Annotated in this window: 13 protein-coding genes; 9 read left to right on the forward strand and 4 right to left on the reverse strand. The window is 36.8% G+C overall.

The window, feature by feature from the left end; genetic code table 11:
* The first annotated feature begins 489 nt into the window (after positions 1 to 489).
* Positions 490 to 1,098, forward strand: a complete 609-nt coding sequence (locus Q5N69_RS07720) for a hypothetical protein (protein WP_304368291.1) — start codon at positions 490 to 492, stop codon at positions 1,096 to 1,098.
* A gap of 481 nt (positions 1,099 to 1,579) precedes the next feature.
* Positions 1,580 to 2,677 (forward strand): hypothetical protein, encoded by a 1,098-nt coding sequence (locus Q5N69_RS07725; protein ID WP_304368292.1) that lies wholly within the window; start codon positions 1,580 to 1,582, stop codon positions 2,675 to 2,677.
* A gap of 372 nt (positions 2,678 to 3,049) precedes the next feature.
* Here the strand turns inward: Q5N69_RS07725 and Q5N69_RS07730 are convergent, their stop codons facing one another.
* Positions 3,050 to 4,816, reverse strand: coding sequence for an N-6 DNA methylase (locus Q5N69_RS07730; protein WP_304368293.1), 1,767 nt, complete (start codon positions 4,814 to 4,816; stop codon positions 3,050 to 3,052).
* A 634-nt stretch (positions 4,817 to 5,450) separates the two neighbouring features.
* On the opposite strand from Q5N69_RS07730, the gene Q5N69_RS07735 reads away from it, so the two are divergent.
* From Q5N69_RS07735 to Q5N69_RS07760, 6 genes are all read left to right on the forward strand, one after another.
* Positions 5,451 to 6,359: a TnsA endonuclease N-terminal domain-containing protein gene (locus tag Q5N69_RS07735; protein WP_304368294.1), complete on the forward strand. Its 909-nt coding sequence runs from the start codon at positions 5,451 to 5,453 to the stop codon at positions 6,357 to 6,359.
* Positions 6,344 to 8,563, forward strand: a complete 2,220-nt coding sequence (locus Q5N69_RS07740; protein ID WP_304368295.1) for a hypothetical protein — start codon at positions 6,344 to 6,346, stop codon at positions 8,561 to 8,563. Before Q5N69_RS07735 ends, Q5N69_RS07740 begins: the two co-directional genes overlap by 16 nt.
* A 33-nt stretch (positions 8,564 to 8,596) precedes the next feature.
* Complete coding sequence (locus Q5N69_RS07745) at positions 8,597 to 9,901, forward strand: ATP-binding protein (RefSeq protein WP_304368296.1); 1,305 nt, start codon at positions 8,597 to 8,599, stop codon at positions 9,899 to 9,901.
* A gap of 4 nt (positions 9,902 to 9,905) precedes the next feature.
* On the forward strand, positions 9,906 to 10,838 hold the full coding sequence (locus Q5N69_RS07750) for a hypothetical protein (RefSeq protein ID WP_304368297.1): 933 nt from the start codon (positions 9,906 to 9,908) through the stop codon (positions 10,836 to 10,838).
* Positions 10,835 to 12,208, forward strand: coding sequence for a TnsD family Tn7-like transposition protein (locus Q5N69_RS07755; protein ID WP_304368298.1), 1,374 nt, complete (start codon positions 10,835 to 10,837; stop codon positions 12,206 to 12,208). The genes Q5N69_RS07750 and Q5N69_RS07755 overlap by 4 nt, the downstream gene beginning before the upstream one ends.
* Positions 12,209 to 12,279: 71 nt before the next feature.
* Positions 12,280 to 12,429 carry a hypothetical protein gene (locus tag Q5N69_RS07760; RefSeq protein ID WP_304368299.1) on the forward strand — a complete coding sequence of 50 codons (150 nt, stop codon included), beginning with the start codon at positions 12,280 to 12,282 and terminating at the stop codon, positions 12,427 to 12,429.
* Between the two features lie 470 nt (positions 12,430 to 12,899).
* Here Q5N69_RS07760 and Q5N69_RS07765 read toward each other — a convergent pair whose 3' ends face one another.
* A complete protein-coding gene (locus Q5N69_RS07765; RefSeq protein ID WP_304368300.1) occupies positions 12,900 to 13,910 on the reverse strand; it encodes a reverse transcriptase family protein in 1,011 nt (336 codons plus the stop codon).
* 1,580 nt (positions 13,911 to 15,490) lie between these two features.
* Here Q5N69_RS07765 and Q5N69_RS07770 point away from each other — a divergent pair.
* On the forward strand, positions 15,491 to 15,634 hold the full coding sequence (locus Q5N69_RS07770; protein ID WP_304368301.1) for a hypothetical protein: 144 nt from the start codon (positions 15,491 to 15,493) through the stop codon (positions 15,632 to 15,634).
* Between the two features lie 143 nt (positions 15,635 to 15,777).
* Here Q5N69_RS07770 and Q5N69_RS07775 read toward each other — a convergent pair whose 3' ends face one another.
* Both Q5N69_RS07775 and Q5N69_RS07780 read right to left on the reverse strand, forming a co-directional pair.
* On the reverse strand, positions 15,778 to 16,017 hold the full coding sequence (locus Q5N69_RS07775) for a DUF2061 domain-containing protein (protein WP_304368302.1): 240 nt from the start codon (positions 16,015 to 16,017) through the stop codon (positions 15,778 to 15,780).
* A gap of 222 nt (positions 16,018 to 16,239) precedes the next feature.
* Entirely contained in the window at positions 16,240 to 16,797 is a 558-nt protein-coding gene (locus tag Q5N69_RS07780) for a flavodoxin family protein (protein ID WP_304368303.1), read from the reverse strand.
* Between the last annotated feature and the right edge of the window lie 43 nt (positions 16,798 to 16,840).

Genomic DNA, 16,840 nt, shown 5'->3' on the forward strand with positions numbered 1-16,840 from the left:
TTTATGAAACCACGATCATAATCAGGGCATTAATAGTCAAATATTACTGCACTTTTGTGGGGCTGGTTTAAGCTCAGGCTGTGTGAAAACTCCCAGCGTAAATTTTTTATGTCACGCTACGTAAATTAATAAGTAATTTGGTATCAAACTTACAACAGAATTTAATCTACAGAGCCTTTTTTCGCTGATATTATCGAATTACGCCAATTAAAAATAGTTTTCACACAGTCTGAGCTCATTGTTGACGGTTGCATTGAAAATTTTATGATAGCTTTAAGCGAGGAGAGGACTATCGAATACCTGCTTTTCGGATAAAGTATATACTTTTGTTCAGAAACTGTTTACCTAAGAAAAGCTTAAGTATACGATTAACTTAAACCATTATAACAAAACGATTCCTCCTGAATGATTCTCTCAAAAAATATAGTCAAGAGTTTACTGTTAATTCCAGTTTTTATAATAATTGCAAGTATAGGTAGCCTGATAGCTTTGGATTCAGTTCAAACACCAGTAAATATAGAAAACAATATACAGCAGCAGTATAAGAAAGTGAGGTTTTCTTCTATTCCACTAAATGCAGAATGCAACAATTTTTACGAATACCAAATCCCCCTGAAATATAAACCCTACTATTATCAAAGGGGCGTCCGAGAACGTGTAGGTTTTAAAATAAAGACACCAATTTACAAGTTACCTTTTGAGAAGGTTACACCTACTTCTGCTAATGAGTTAAGCGTTAATCTTAGGGCAGTAAAGCACGAAAGAAACATGTGGACTTTTAATACTTTATCTGGCATTCAAACTAAAGAATCCTACTACACACATATAGGTAAAGTAGGTGAATTTGAAAAATATACAAAAGGTCATATAACTTTGTATGTCCTTAAAGAAGATAAAAACAATTTACCTATTATAGTTGAAGACTTTTCGTCTACATTTTCTAACTTTCGAGCATACCGCCTGTTAAATAATTATATTGAAATAGACTACATTTTCTCTAAAAAAGTTACTATTGAGAAATTACATATTCTGGATAAATATATCCTAGACCTAATAGGTTCTTTCCAAATATCATGCAGTAAAACAACAGCAACCTGAGGTAAAAGATGAAACCAAAAAAAGTAGTTTTTAGAGCTTCTAGAGTTTAAATTAATATAGTATTGAAGAAATGGTTCTCGAAACAACTGATAATCTGATATAAATTTAATCTCTAAACAATCCACAAATAGCAAAAATTATAACAGACTTACATAAACGACAGCTTTGGTGGCTTTTGCGACTGTCAGGAGCAAGACAGATTGAACACTCTAAATAGGTTAAATACTAATTGATGCTAATTTCCGCTTTCGTATCTTTGTTGACGATAGCTGCTGATTATTCTTTAGGTCAAGTGATAGCCAAAAGCAGACATTAGAAAAATCAGTGGGGCCGTTCACTAACATTAACAGCTGGGTGAAAAAATAATCTACTGAATCTATAATAAAGTAATCTAATACATCATTTATGACTCAAAGTGCATAAAACATGTCGATGTGGTTTAATCTGGACTGGAAGAATAATAATTTAATAAAGGGAACTTATGACAAACATCGCATTCAATACCGATATCAGTTCAATAATCAAAACTAGGTATTCGATAGCCCTTGCTATTCTTCCTTTCACGCTGATGTTCTCTTCATTCGGTGTGATGTGGCTTATATCAATATGGTTAGAACTGGACACCGATACTCCCGTGAGAGAGTTCGACAATAGCTTAATTTGGGTTATTGGATTTATTGGCCTAATGGTAACTCTAATGATTGGATTTTACCTTTTAGGATGGTTAATAAACGCTCTGATTTCTTCGACCGTTTTAGGTTGGGATAAAGATAAAGTAAAAAATGTATATCTAAGATCTCAAGTTCCGGATAACTGGTTAAAAGGAAATCAGAACTTAGAAACTGCAATGGCTAATAGAATGGAGAATTGGCGCGAGAAAAGAGAAAGCGGCATGTTTTTTTATGTCTTACAGACTGGTGTTTTGAGCTGGGGTTTAATCATGTATTTAGTTATGGCTGTTTTGCCAGCGCTAAAAGGTTCCGATCAGTTAGATCTAGTTTCACTATTGTGGCAAGCCGGAGTATGGGCTATAGGGGGCGCGTTATTTGGGTATGTTGGCTGGCGATTTAGTGAAAGACAGTATTCAAAGTATTTATCGGAAACACCTAGCTTCGAAATAAAAAACGAATCTGAAGTTACAAGCTTAGATCAAAATACCAAACTCAGCTTATACATCATTTTAGGTGCTATCGGTGGTGTAATGATCAGTTATTGGGCCATGAGTGGCCTTTTACGTGCCACCAAGAACACTGCTGATATTCTATCTGACACCGCCATTCAACTTAACGAAAGCCTGCCGATGGTAATAGATGAAGAAACAACTTGGATTGCAAGTTCATCCCATGAAGATACATTCTCTTACACATATCAATTACCAAATTACGAAAGAGAAAACATTAATATTGAAACATTTGTTGATGCTATGGCTCCTAATATCAAAACGAGTGTCTGCAACGGAGAATCGATGAAACCATTTAGAGATTTGAAGGCTGTCGTTATCTATGATTACTTGGATAATAAACAAGAACTCGTCACACAAATTAAAATAGACACTAAAAATTGTGAACAACCTGAGTAGAAAAGCGAAGAAGTAAAATATGGATACTTATGTTTTAGATCACACTGTATTAGCAAGTGATATTGGTTACTTGTATAGATTAATTTTAGAAGTAGAAACAAGTTAGCTCGAACGACTCTAGTCGGCACTCTACGGTCAATAATTGCAGCTTACAAAACCCAAAAGACAGTGATCGAAATTAGATAACTGCACTTCCTAGCTGGCAGACAAAAAAACGTCCGCTTTCGTATCTTTGCTGACATTATTGGATCGTTGACAAGTTACAAAGTTTTTCTCAGGTGTAACTTAAATATTAAAATTTCTTATCGTGTGACGCATTTCTCATTATTTGTGACGATCCACATATATAATTGGATAATTAAAGATTCAGTCTCATATTAGGATTTCTTGTATTGCCTGTGTTCGCAATCCCATAAGCTCTTTTTGTAATATTTCTATTGCATTTTGTTTGTCAATGGCTTGCTGATGCGCATTAGCCATCACTTCTTGTTGTGCTTTGTTTAACGCAGGAACGATCATTGTGCTTAAATCTTTACTGGATAACATTAGTGATGTAGTTCCAGTGGCAAGCGAGCTGAGTTGATATTTACCATAATCGGACGATAAGTACTGAAATAGTGCTTTTGGAGACATTCTTCTGCAAAGTGGTTTTACCCGCAAGATAGCAAATGCTTGGTTTGCTAGGGCGTTATCTCCTATTTTATCGGGAACAAACCCGACCCTGCCTACAGCACCACGACAAACGACCAAAACATCATTGGGTAGTATTAATTGTTTTATTGCACGTTTTGACTGTCGACTATTTAGTGTCAACTGCCTTGGACTGCCTGCAAGGAGGCCAATATCATTAAGGTTATTTAGCCCATATTCATTAGCTGCTTCATTGCCTTCCTCATTATGTTGTAATGCTTGAGGCCGGATGATATCAACCAGCTCAGACAATGTGGTGGTTTTAAAACCAGATAAGAATTCGTCTAATTTTCTATCATCTTTTGATTTTAAATAGCGAGCTGGGGATAAGTTATAGTCAGTATCTGCTATTTCATACATGGATGAGTAAACTATCAGGTCGTCGTCATAATTATAGGGGTTGTAATAAATATCTAACAGTTGTTTAACATTACTTAGTTGGTTACGTGTTTTTGATAACTTATAAGTAAACGCTTCACTACTAGCATCCATAAATTTAACGTTTAGTGATGTTTTTCTGGTGTCCAATACAACAAGGCTTATATCTAATGAAGTATGTGACAAGAGTCCATTGGGAAGCGCAATAACTCCTTCTAGTATCTCATTCTCAATTATATCTTGTTTGAATCGATATTCACCCGCTGCCGTCCGATAAAGAAATGCGTTGGACACGAAACAAATAACCCGGCCTTTACTTTGCGCGAGCATGTGGCGCAAATAATATACCTCGCCAAAAAAGGCATCTTCAGGAAAGCGGCACCAAATATCGCCATCAACTTTCCCTTTTATTCTACTACCTAGTGGAGGCATGCCGATAACAGCGTCAAACTTTCTGAGTCCACCATCAACTATTAGAGAGGGGCTTTTAATAGGGTCGGTTTCGATGATCTGAAGCGATTTGTTTAATAATACAATTTGAACTTTCGCGTAAAACACGTCGTCTTTACTATTCGTTTCAGTCACTACTTTTGTTTGCTCAGGGAAAAATAAAGCAAAATCACATCCTTTCTCGAATGGGCAGTAAACTTGTTGGATTGAACTCCCTAATAAATCAACTCCAAGCTGGCACAGCTCGTTTGGTATAACGTAGTGATGACTGGATTTACCGTACAACACTTTGATAGCGGTGTTTAGATCTTTGCCATTGATGACTTTGCTTTGAAGTAGGCGTGCAATTTTTGCAATGAACTCATTTAATGCATTCTCCAATTCAGGCCTATTCTTAAGGCATACCTTAAGAGGTGTTGACAAGTGTAGAGTGATTTTGACCGATGAGTTTAGCTCGTTAAATGTTAGCTTTTTATTAAATTGAAATGTTTGTGGTGAATTGCTCTGATTGAAGGTATGTAAATAAACGAAGCAAGCACATACCAGCTCGATAAATTCTTCATGACCTATAAGAGAAAGCTCAGATGAGTAGTCAATTACTTGTTTAATTGAGGGATGCATTATTTCTTATCCATTTGCACTATCAGTGTTGTGTGAATTATGACTATGGCCATAAATTAGTGTCATTTTGGAGAACTTTTAACTCTTATAAAAATATTAGATTATGTATGCTTCATAATTTTGTCAATCTAAAAATAATAATAAGTAAAAAATTATTTTAATTTGTTTTATTGTTTATTTTGTGAGATTTACCAAATAAGACCTAATCGCGATTGCTGTTATATCTAAAAGGTGAGTGGTGCGGCAGGTAAGTGATGAATGATGGGATTTTGGATAATAAAGATTTTTGTCAATAGTGATGAAAATCTTTATCTGGCAGATACTTTATGAATGTAATGACTTCACACTTCTTATTACGCCTGATGCCTTAGTTGACAAGCTCTGAATTTTTGTTACAAAACTCGTGATTAATATTCAATACCTGCTAATTTTTGTGTTTTTATAAATACACTAGTCCTGTTGCTCTTATGAGGTTCATTCAACTTGTATCTTAAGTACATATCAATGTTGTCAAATCACCTCCTTGTGTTTTTATAGTTTATTGGTTTTACCAATAATATTGCAATAACACTCTAAAACTGATTTCAAATTTTATTTCTCTAGCCTATTTTCTAAATTTAAAGGAGAAATACTTATGCAAGAAAATCATGAAAATTTAGGTTTTGTTCGAATCGGGAATCAGCCACCCGTAACATCACTTACCCTAAATCGAATTGCGAAGTGGGAAGCACAAGCAGTCAAGACCAAACAGTATACGCCGTACATTAAGCTAAAGCGCACACCAACGGTTGGTAAGGGTAGTAAGATTTTTAACCCTGAATCCGATGATAGTCATGAGACTCTGTCGATTATGGAAACTCGATTGCTGAGGTACTTGGATTTCCTACCGAATGTTATTTCTATCAAAACACAATACCCGTTACTACCAATCAAAACGACACTAGAAATAGCCGATGCTATGAGAGTAAAGCATCCCAGTTATACCCCAAAAGGCAAGCACATACGGCCATTTCTCAAAGTTAATCAAGCGGTTGTTATGACGACGGATTATCTGATTGATTACTCAGATGAGGATGGCGTTTTTAAGCAATGCGCGATAGCTCTTAAAGGAGTGAACGAAGATGGACTTTTCTCTGAGAAGCAAAAACGTGATGTAAACATACGCAATAAACTCAATATTGAAGTCGAATTCTGTCGAATTGACGGTTTGGGTTGGCGTTTGGTGACTTCTGCAATGCAGTGCTTTGAAGAGGATTTTGCCCGCAACTTATTGGAAGCAGAAGTTCGAAGCGAACTAGAAATTGATGAAGTGCTTCTGGTAAAGGTCGAAGAAGCTTTCAAGCATAGATTTCGTGAGATGCCTAGAGCTTGTTTCACAGCTTTGTTATCTAGCATCGCACTTCAATTAAATCATTCTACGGGGAAAATACGTGGGTCGTTCTGGAAACTTATTTGGCAGAAGCGATTACCAGTTGATATATCCAAAGAAATTATCTTTAACCGCCCTTTGCCTATAGGAGAAAAAATATGGAATTGGCAATAAATAAAGTTCTTGTCGCACCGCCTCTTCATAGTGAAGACATTAACCATGCGCGATTCACTGTTGTCGAATATGAGTATGGTTCTAACATTGTTATATTGTGCCAGCAGGATAGAAGACGGCCTAAAAAACCATTTGTTCATCGAATCGGTAGCCCTCTCAAACTAACACACTGTTCCGCAACCGAATGGGTCGATTGGCACTTATTTTCATTAGTTAGTCAGAGTTTTTCGGACGCAGTTCACATCCGTTATTATCGAGATTTATGGTTGTCGCAAAACATCCCAAGGGGAAAATCGAAAATCATTGAACACTTCTTTAAACGACGAGAAAACCGTAAAAAGAAAGTGGAAGAAAAGCGACGCGTAGTTGATGCGTTTGAGCAGATTATTCAGCGGAAAGTGGCTTTCTTCAATGGGGATATCCCAACTCGAAGCATTAAATCTTTCGCAAAAGGTCTCGGGGTAACTTACGACTTTTTGTGGGATACACTTTGTGTTTACTATGCTTTTGGCCAATGTGAAGAGGCACTTATTCCTGCATATGGGAATTGTGGCAGTAATTTCGCAATGCCTGAAAATACTAAAGATGCTGAACGTCGTTTTCCTACAGGTAGAGGACGAAAGCGAAAGTCAAACAATCAAGTTAAACGGGTATCAAATAAAAACGACTTTAAATGCGTGGAGGAATTTACTAAGTCAAATTTCGACGGTGAAAAATATCTAAGCATAAAGCACTTATGCAAACTTTATAATGCCAAGTACGCCATTACGGTGATCTATGAAGATGACTTCGGGAGAAAGATTTACGACTATATCCCCGAAAAATATTTAACGGTATCTCAGTTTAAAACGCTTTTATTTAAGGCATGCGATGGTCGAACTAAATTCGAAAAAATAAAACATGGCGCAAAAGAGTTTCGTAACAAATTTAAGATTCAAACCAGCACTGTCATGAAGCATGTTATTGGCCCAAGTCACATGTATGAAATTGATGCGACCGTTCTGGATGTTCACCTAATTTCTAAATACTGCACTGAAGAGAGCTTGCCTATTGAGCGGCCTATTCTTTATTCGGTTGTTGATGTTAGCACTAACATTTTCGTTGGTTTTCACTTATCTCTTAATGGAGCGAATGTTGAAGCAGTGTGCCTTGCGCTGTTTAATGCGATGTCTGACAAGGAACAATTTTGTAAACAATGGGGTTATGACTATCAGCCCGGTGATTGGCCTTGTCATCACGTCTGTCATACCTTAGTTATTGATAGAGGAGCAGAATATCTTGATGCAGCTATGTCCGCACTCATTAAGTCACAAATAGGCCTTGCTTCTATTCAAATTACGGAAGCCTATTTAGGTCGGGCTAAAGGGTCAGTAGAAGGGTTATTCAATAAGCTCAATAAAAGCTGCATCCACGGACTTCCCGGAGCGCTCATTAAAGGCCGTGCAAAAGCTAAAAAAGATCCATCCAATCATGCCGTATACACCATTGATGATCTCTATTACATCCTTATTGAAGAAGTCATTGCACACAATAATCACACAATCCTGAATAAGAAGGTGACACAGGAACACCTCGAAAATGGTATTAGGGGAATTCCCAGAGAGCTATGGAATTGGGGGATGGATGAGTTGATGGACGGTGGGAAAACAGTCGATCCTAAAACCCTGATGAGTGCATTGTTGCCAAAGAAAAAAGCCATTGTCAGTAAAACAGGGGTGGAATTAATGAAAGAGGGTTTCAATTATCAAACTTCTAACAAGCAGTTTGAAGAATTGAGGCAGGAGATCTCCATTGATCCCAAGCGCTCAGGTTTCGAGATTGAAGTCATGGCCCTTCCTTCTTGGACTCAAAAGGTGTGGTTTCAAATGGGTACTACATCAAATGACATTATCGACTTTGATTTGGCTGACTCTAACGAACTGCTGAAAAATCTTCACTCCGAAGAGGGATTAGCAGTATTAGAGGACATGGCCGTATTCGCTTCTGGTGCACGCTACGCTAACAGTGTTGATGATTCTATTCGAGTAAAAAAACAGCGAGATATCGCTGCAAGCAATTGTGAAAACCTGCGCGGTCTAATGCGCCCTGAAGGTAAGTCACCCGCTAAAGGTAAGAAGTTGAATACAAAAGTAGACAGGTTCTATGAGGCACAAAATAACGCTAATACAGTTTGCACTGCGATGAGCGACGATTATAACCACTAAGCAATTTAAAATTAATTATAGGAGTATTAATCAATGAAATCAAAGTCTAAAAAAAGTCAATGGGTTTCACCAACGAAACTTAATCCACTAGTTGCTAAATTAAACCTGATAGGCGATAAGCAAGCGTTTATGTCTCAGATCGAATTAAGGCAGGATAAACAGTTTAACTTTAATGGGGTAGATGCTCGTGAGAGGAAGCGAGTGTTTGGCTGTGAGTTTTATGCGCCAAGCGACTTTGCATGGGAAATATACAAAGCAATTAGTGAAATGATTGAATTTGGCTATCGCTTTAAAAATATCGCCTATCCTAGTTTTTACGCAGATATGAACAAGGCTGCAATTGGTGGTCAAAAAAGAGTGGAGGGAAAAATCAAAGCAGACAAAAAGATTGACATGGCAGGGTGCATTATCGGCCCTGCCGGACTGGGTAAATCAGAAACGGTTAACCGCGCTGTGGATATGCTCCCAACGACGATCCTACACCCTGCAAGTGATACTGCTTATCAAAAGTGTTTTTTGCAAATCCCTTGTATTAAGACTGATATCAATGGGCGTTCGACACTCAGCGTACTGCAAAATTTATTAGCAGCAATTGATGACAAGATAGGAACAAAGTATTACGAAGATAACCCTCAACGTAAAGGTGAAGGACATCTAATTGAGGCTTTGGCAAACGCGTGCTGGCAGCATGGAATCGGCCTTGTTATTTTGGATGAGGGGCAGATGCTTATAACTGAGAGTGGAAAAGTGTCAGGTAAAGATTCGCCAAATGCGAAATTTCTTCAGCGTTTATTTAATTCATTGAAGGTTCCAATTTTACTCATTGGTACACCTGAGTTGGAAGACTTTTTATCTTGCAATGCACATACCCTTCGCCGCTACAAAAAAGACGCAGATATCACTTTAGACAACTATCCACAAGATAGTGATTATTGGGATAATTTAGTTACAACGATTATTCAGAAGTATGTGTTTTGTCGTGAAGTGGTATTGACTAGTGCATATTTACGCCAAATCCACGTTTATACAGCCGGAAATTACAGTGCTCTTCAAATTTACTGTAAAGCATTGATAGACCACGTGGAGGAGTTAAACATAACGAGGTTGAGTGAAAAGTTATTGAAGGACGTGTATGAACTTAAAAAGTCGGTATTGAATAAATTGACTCGCTTGCACAAAAAGCCAATTCAAGAAAGAAGCTTAAAAGTGTCATTACAAGCATTAAAGCATACTAAGAAAGTTGTTCCAATGCCAAATGATCAGACCCCTGATAGTGTTGCTTTGAACCAAAGCAAAGAGTTAGGACGTGCCGCTCATGACATATTTCGTAAGAGGTAAAGTGATGAATACTCATATTATTGACCATTACGCAGCTCAAATTCCTATTTTACCGGGGGAGTATCTCCCGGCTTATTTGTCTCGTTTGCGTAAAATGACTAGTGGAGTAGACCCTCGAAGATTGATGTCATTTAGTGGCTCAGCGCAGTTAGGAAAATTACATCAGCTATTCCCACGAGTTGCTTCGTGTTTTGCATATAGAGAAAGTGCAAGAGAGTACAGTGGTGTTTTGTTAAAAGAGCATCTAGGGTCAAGGTTTTGGAGAGGCTTTGTTGGCGAGCAGGCCTATCGTGAACATATCAAGTGCGTCAAAAGTCGTGTGAAATCTAAGCGGAGTGTTTTTGAAGGCGAAGAGATATTGGATGGACTAAAACCGATGAAATTCTGTGCAGATTGTCGTGTTGCTGATATTGAAAAATACGGTGTACCGATTTGGCATGCTACTCATCAAATTACTTCGATTTATTTATGTGCAGTCCACAGTAAGCCTCTTTTAAGTTTCCAGCTTAAGTTAGGTGAAACACTGTTAGATTATCCAGTGATTAACGATGAGGTGTTGAGTCTTGGCATCGAGATTAAATCGGATGAGCTTCGTAATTGGTTGAACAATCAATCTCGTCAGTTGCTGAGCATATCATCAGAGGATAACCGCAACCGCCTAAAAGACGTAAAGTCCTCTATGGCTAGCGCTATGGGAGCCAGAGTAACTACTAGGAATATGCATTTAGATATTACCTACAGATTAGAGTGGCGTAAGTATCTCTCTGATGCTTTGACTAGACTATGTCCGTCAGCGCAGAATTACGCTTTATTTTCAGATAAAGCTAGTTTGGGATTGCCTCAGCAATTGAAGCTGACAGTTCCAGTTCGGCATCCTTTAGTCTTTTTGTTAGCGATGAAGTTTGCTGAAGATGCGACGGAGTTTAAAGCCTCATGATATCTGCTTATGCGCCACCAATATACCATGATGAAACGATATATTCTTATGTGGCGCGTTTGCATATGTATCGAGCAGAAACTAACCATAGAGTTAGTGCGCAACGGTGGTTTGGGAAGTCTCCAGTAAATATCGACCAGAGATTACCTTTCGGTATACAGCATCTTGCAGAGTCTACAGGTTATTTAACAAATCAGCTGCTTTACAACCACACATTTTTTCCGTTATTTTCAGGATTTGTTTCCAGACCAGATTTATTAAAACAAACTATGCTTTCTAGCTCTGGTTATAACCTTGCAAATGTTTCTGCTGTTGCGCAGGCAGCAATGAAACAACTCGGAGGTAGTTGGTATTGTCCAGAGTGTATTGAACAAGATAGGCATACATTTGGTCTAGCATTTTGGCATTTGAGCCATCAAATGCATGGGGTGATAAGTTGTCCTGTACACGCAATAAACCTGCGTTATTTGAACACATCGAGTCGTAAATTTTATCTTCCTCCACAATTAGATAATACGCCGAGAACAATTGCATCAAAACACGCAGTGAGACTCACTGATTTGATCCTGCGCTACAGTCATGATTATCAATTTTTTTCTTACGACTGCCGAGAGGATTATTGGGGTGGTCCAGTAGAGCTTGTTCGATTGAAAAAACTACTTAAAGGTCAAAGTGTGGACATGACCTTACTGCTCCCACAAGCAAACGAGATATCAGTATCAATATTCGGTTTTAAACTTCTCACCAAGAGTGTGGTTTTCAATATTCTGCACAAGAGCAACTATAATTGCCACCCTCTAAAATACATCTTTCTTTGCTACGTGCTTGATCAAATGCGTGATAAGGAAAGAAGTGTACAGATGTCTACAAAAGAAGAGACGGACAAATTACTGGTAGATCGTGAACGTTGCATTAAATTACTAAATAAAAGAACTTATTCATTGCGTGAGATATCGAGACGACTTAAGCGAAGCGTTAACTTTGTAAAGAGTATTGCGAATCAAATTGGCATTGTTTTTCAGAAGCGGACTCAGTTTATTACTTCAGATGTAGAAGCTAAAATACTACAAAGCGCTCACGTTGGGTTGCACAGGAAAATTATTGCAGAGCGAGAGGGCGTGTCAGTAGGATCTGTTGAAATACTTATCCAAAGTGTGCCCGGATTGAGTGAAAAACGAAAAAGTATACGGATGGATAAGCGACGATTAAGTGCTAGAGAATCCATATTTAAGGCTATAAGTGCACAGTCAGGTATTACTCGAAAAGAGCTGAAGAATTTACATTATGCCGATTACACATGGCTTTATAAACATGACAATGAATGGCTGTATCAGATATTACCACCAGCTAAGAATTACACAAAAAAATAGGAGAAATTATATGGTTGATAAAAAAAAAGATTAATCTGTCAGATGACTTAATTACAAAGGCAAACGTATATTTGGAAAGACTACCAAAAACACCCGAAGATGTTATTGAACACTGGACACTACTTGGACAAAAACTTACTGAGGAAATGACTGAACTACAAATAATGCAATTTTTACTGGGTGATCTTGATATAGAGCTAAAGGAGAAAAATCAAAAATAACAGAAGGTTTGCTAATTATATGTAGATAAAGAAATAGGCTAACTTGTTTATGATTAAAGCAAGTTAGCCTAGATATCTCAATTGTTTAAAATGCAGATATGCGATTCAGATAAAATGAATTCCCTCTCAAATTGCTTCAGAGCTATTTCCAATCACAAAACTTACAACTATGACAAATATATACTTGAAATCTGGTGTTACCGATTTGTAAGCTCATTATTCTGGATCGAATTGAATCATCTGTTAGAGAAGAAGAATATACAAATTGGATGGTAAATATATTTGTATTATAGGTATTAGTTCAAACTGATTATACTCTCACTAACGGGGAACTTAGTTGTTCTAAAGTACAGTCTTAGAATAAGTAGAATAAGGGCTATGAAAGGCCCCAAAGGGGAACTTAGTTAATCTACACAACTATCTGAAAATTAATATTAAAAAGCGAGCTTAATGCTCGTTTTTTTTGTTTCTTAAACCCAATTTATTTTTAGTTTTCTTTTCTTTTTATTAGCAGGTGCATTGATTTTGTTCATCGTTTTTTGATTTATTGCATTTATGCCTAATTTTTTTCTTTGCTCCACAAGCTTTTTACCTAATTGCTTATATCTCCCATTAATTTGCCCTGCAGAGAATAAATGGCCTTGTAGTACTTGAAATTCACGCATTAAATCATCAGGAGGTATTGATGAATTATTTAAACTTTTATTTAATTTCTGCTTTAACATAAATATTTTATGTCTGTGTTTGTTACAGACTTTTAAAATATTATTTACTATTACTACACCAGTAATAGGTTTAGGGGTTCCATCATTATATGCTCTAATCTTATGGCAATCTAATTGCCTATTTCTTTTAAGATACTTAACTATATAAGATTTGAATTTAGAGGTTATCTTTTTACCTGAAAAAGTTAAATCATCAACATACACTGTGAAATTAATTTCGTTATCAAAGCTATATTTAGCTATGTGGTCGAATGCAGATCTACTAGCAATGTATGCCATGTTTTGACTTAATGGACTACCCGTAGGTATGAAACCATTGTATGTTGACAGTAAAGCGATTGTTTTTGCAATATCATGTGAACATTTGAATTTATTTCTAAATACTTTTTCGATATTAATAAGCTTTACACTTTGGTAATACTTTTTAATATCTACTTTATACACAACATCTGATTGTAGGTGATCTTTACCATTCTTTATATGAGATCGTCCTTTAACTCCTGAGTTCATATATTTAGGTATTTCAATACGATTGAGTAATGAATTTAAACGTCTATGAATTCGAGTCATTTGAGGAAGAGGAACTTCAATCAGTCTTCCAGATGGAAGTTTTGATTCGTAGTAGTTGTAGTCACCTTTGGATGTTATTTTTTTTAATTGAGCTGTAGATTCTAATAATAGTAATTTAGCTAATTTTGAATGAGAGTTTAATTTGAAAAGAGGGCTTTGATTAAGTGGGTATCTATTTTTCTTCATTTGCTTTCCTTAGCCATAAAATCATATCAAAATATTTATTGATACATTTTATTATTATTTTATAAAGATAATTTTTATTTTTACTAAATAACATTCTTAAATAAATTGAACTCACAGACAGATGGTCAGCGTAGTATTTTATGAGAGCATTAGGTATGGGATGTTTTTCTGATTCTATACCGTTGAGAATATCTTCACTTACTCTTATATCGGTAGAAACTTGAGAAGAAGTTATTTTTAGAACTAATCTCAATTTTAAGATTAAACTCATATTCATTTAGGTTATATACCTGCAGGTGATTCACTATTGAGAATTTCTCCTCTAAAGAGTTGGAAAGGTTAACCCCGCGTATGATAACAGGCCAATTATTAGTAACTTTGCTAACCAGAAAAGTATCTTTCCAGCGAGACTTAATAAAAAACTAATCACCCATTTATGCCCAAGTAGACATGCAATGGTTCCAAAAAATCGTTTTCTGAGAGCTTTCAAGTATTCTATAAACATCGGTTTATTCCTTATAATTACGACACTCTCTAGGAATGCCTCACATAGTAATTATTAGTACCTACTTACTTGATTATCAGAAAATATTACCTGCAAGTTAACCTGCCCAATTTCACATTGGGCGAACCGGGCGGCCGAGGACGACTGAAGTGCCAAGAGCCATACCGTATCAGGTAGAGCGTAAAACGCTCCGCAGAACTTGCGTTCTAATTTTAAGCTATTTCTAACTAGTGTGAGATTATTTCAAGTATTAAAGAAAGCAAAATTATAGTATTCGATTCATTTGTAGCTGTAAATAACTTATTTAATTTATATTCATTTACCTGGGTGAAATCATAATTTTAAGTATGAATATTACTAATAAGTTGATCGAATGCTTGAGGTTTTTGTCGCGGTGGCGACGACACCCAAAAGGAGGCTGCCTCCGGCCTCCCTTTGGAATCCCTCGGAGCTGCTTAAAAATGTATTCTTCATAAAACTACTAATGTTTTGAGCTAACGTTCAGAACGCACATCCATGTGCTACTTCACTTTGCTGGCGTCCTGCCAGCAATCGCTGAACATTAGTATTTTATTCAGTATTTTTAAAAGCAGACTAGGCGCTAGCTAATAGTTTTGTATTTCATCTTATGTACTTAAAATGGCTGAGAGTTAATAACTATTAGCTATTTATACTCAAGGTGTTTTCTGGATAATTTAAGCGATCACCATTTCCCATCTCAGCGATTCAATTAGATATTAGCGATAGTAGGCCTCGACCCGAGACAGGACGTCGAGGGCTGCCGTTGTTCATGGATGATAAATCGGCAGATTTCGAGGGTTACAGCTAATGCTAATTGAATGTTTTAGCTGAGTAGGGCGCCGCAGGGGTTCCAAGGGGAGGCGCGGCGGTACGTCGCCCCTTGGGTGCCGTCGCCACCGCGACAACTAAAGATAAGCGACCACTAAAACTAGGATGATAAAACAGTAAATTGACGCATTACTAAGCAAAAAGTATAATTTATTCTAGCTTGAGGTTATATCTGACATTACTAAATCAATTTAAATTAATTAGGTGTACGACATGTTTAATTCACGTGAAAAAGTTAAGTCTACACCTTTTTTCTGAATTCGTTCGTAATGCTTCATCTAAAGAGAAACGTAAATTCTTTGATAAAGTTATTAAAGAAACTGTTGCTATTCAAAAAGCTATGATTGAAGAGTCTAAAATCTGTAGTTAATTATATTTTCATTATGTTAAAAGTACTAAGCCGCCTACAAAGCGGCTTTTTTGATCTTGCTAAATTAATGTCGGTTAAATTTATTTATTGAATACTCTCAATCAACTCAATCTAGCCGCCCACTGTACAGGTACATGGGACGACTAAGACACCAATGTCATATCATTTAATTGGAAAGCCTGCTCAGAATCGTCGCTTACTTTACTCGCTGATTGGTTTTCGTATTTCTTCCAAACACGCTCGTGAAAATAAAATACAACGGTATTAACTGCGGGCTCTACAAGGGCTACTAGGCCACCAATAACAGCACTGCCAGTTAATAAATAAGTGACTGTAAACGCAACGGTAAAGTGTAAACAAGCAAAGGTAATTGTCTTTTTCATAATGTCCTACTCAATAATAATATCTATTCGTTAATGAGAATTATTATCGATAACTAACGAAAAAGATAATTCATTTTTACGAACTTCATCATCAGTTAATTCAATGATAGAAATCAGCATATAACTTTTATTTAAATTTATAAAAAACACCCATTTTTAAAAAATTGAAATAATTGTTTTTTTCGATAGGTTTCAGCGATCACCACTTTCCATCTCAGCCGCTTACAAACGATTGGCTAATAACGACACTCGTTCCCCCAAATACTGTGCTGTAAGTAATGCATCAGCGGGTATCTCCTTATCTTGCGTATACGTAATAAGCCCCGATTGTGCTCCTGAGTTATTTTGTATATTTCTCTCTTTTAAGCCTTTTAAATCTAACCCTGCCCATAACATTCCGTGTTGTCCTGCTAGCGTTTGTAGGTATTTAATCGTACTTAATTGGTCGCCTGAGTAATGATTACCAACAGTAAAGGCAGCGGCAATTTTGTTAGTCCAGCTACCTGTTGACCAAATTTCGCTTGAGGCATCAATAAATGCTTTAAACTGCGCTGATACAGAGCCCATATAAGTGGGTGAGCCAAAAATAATACCATCAGCTTTGGTTATTTCGTGCAAGATATCTAGGGCGATAAAACGCCCTTGGTGAATATGCTCAGGTAGAATTCGATAAACATTCACTTTAACATCAGCGCAACTGTTAGCACCTTGCACAATGGCGTTGGCTAAACGATGGGTGGAGCCTGAAGCTGAGTGGTAAACCACGGCAATAGATTTCATTATTTCCCTTATTCATGTGTATATGAGTTTAGTCTTTATAGTA

It is taken from the genome of Pseudocolwellia sp. AS88 (assembly GCF_030551755.1).
Taxonomy (GTDB): domain Bacteria; phylum Pseudomonadota; class Gammaproteobacteria; order Enterobacterales; family Alteromonadaceae; genus Pseudocolwellia.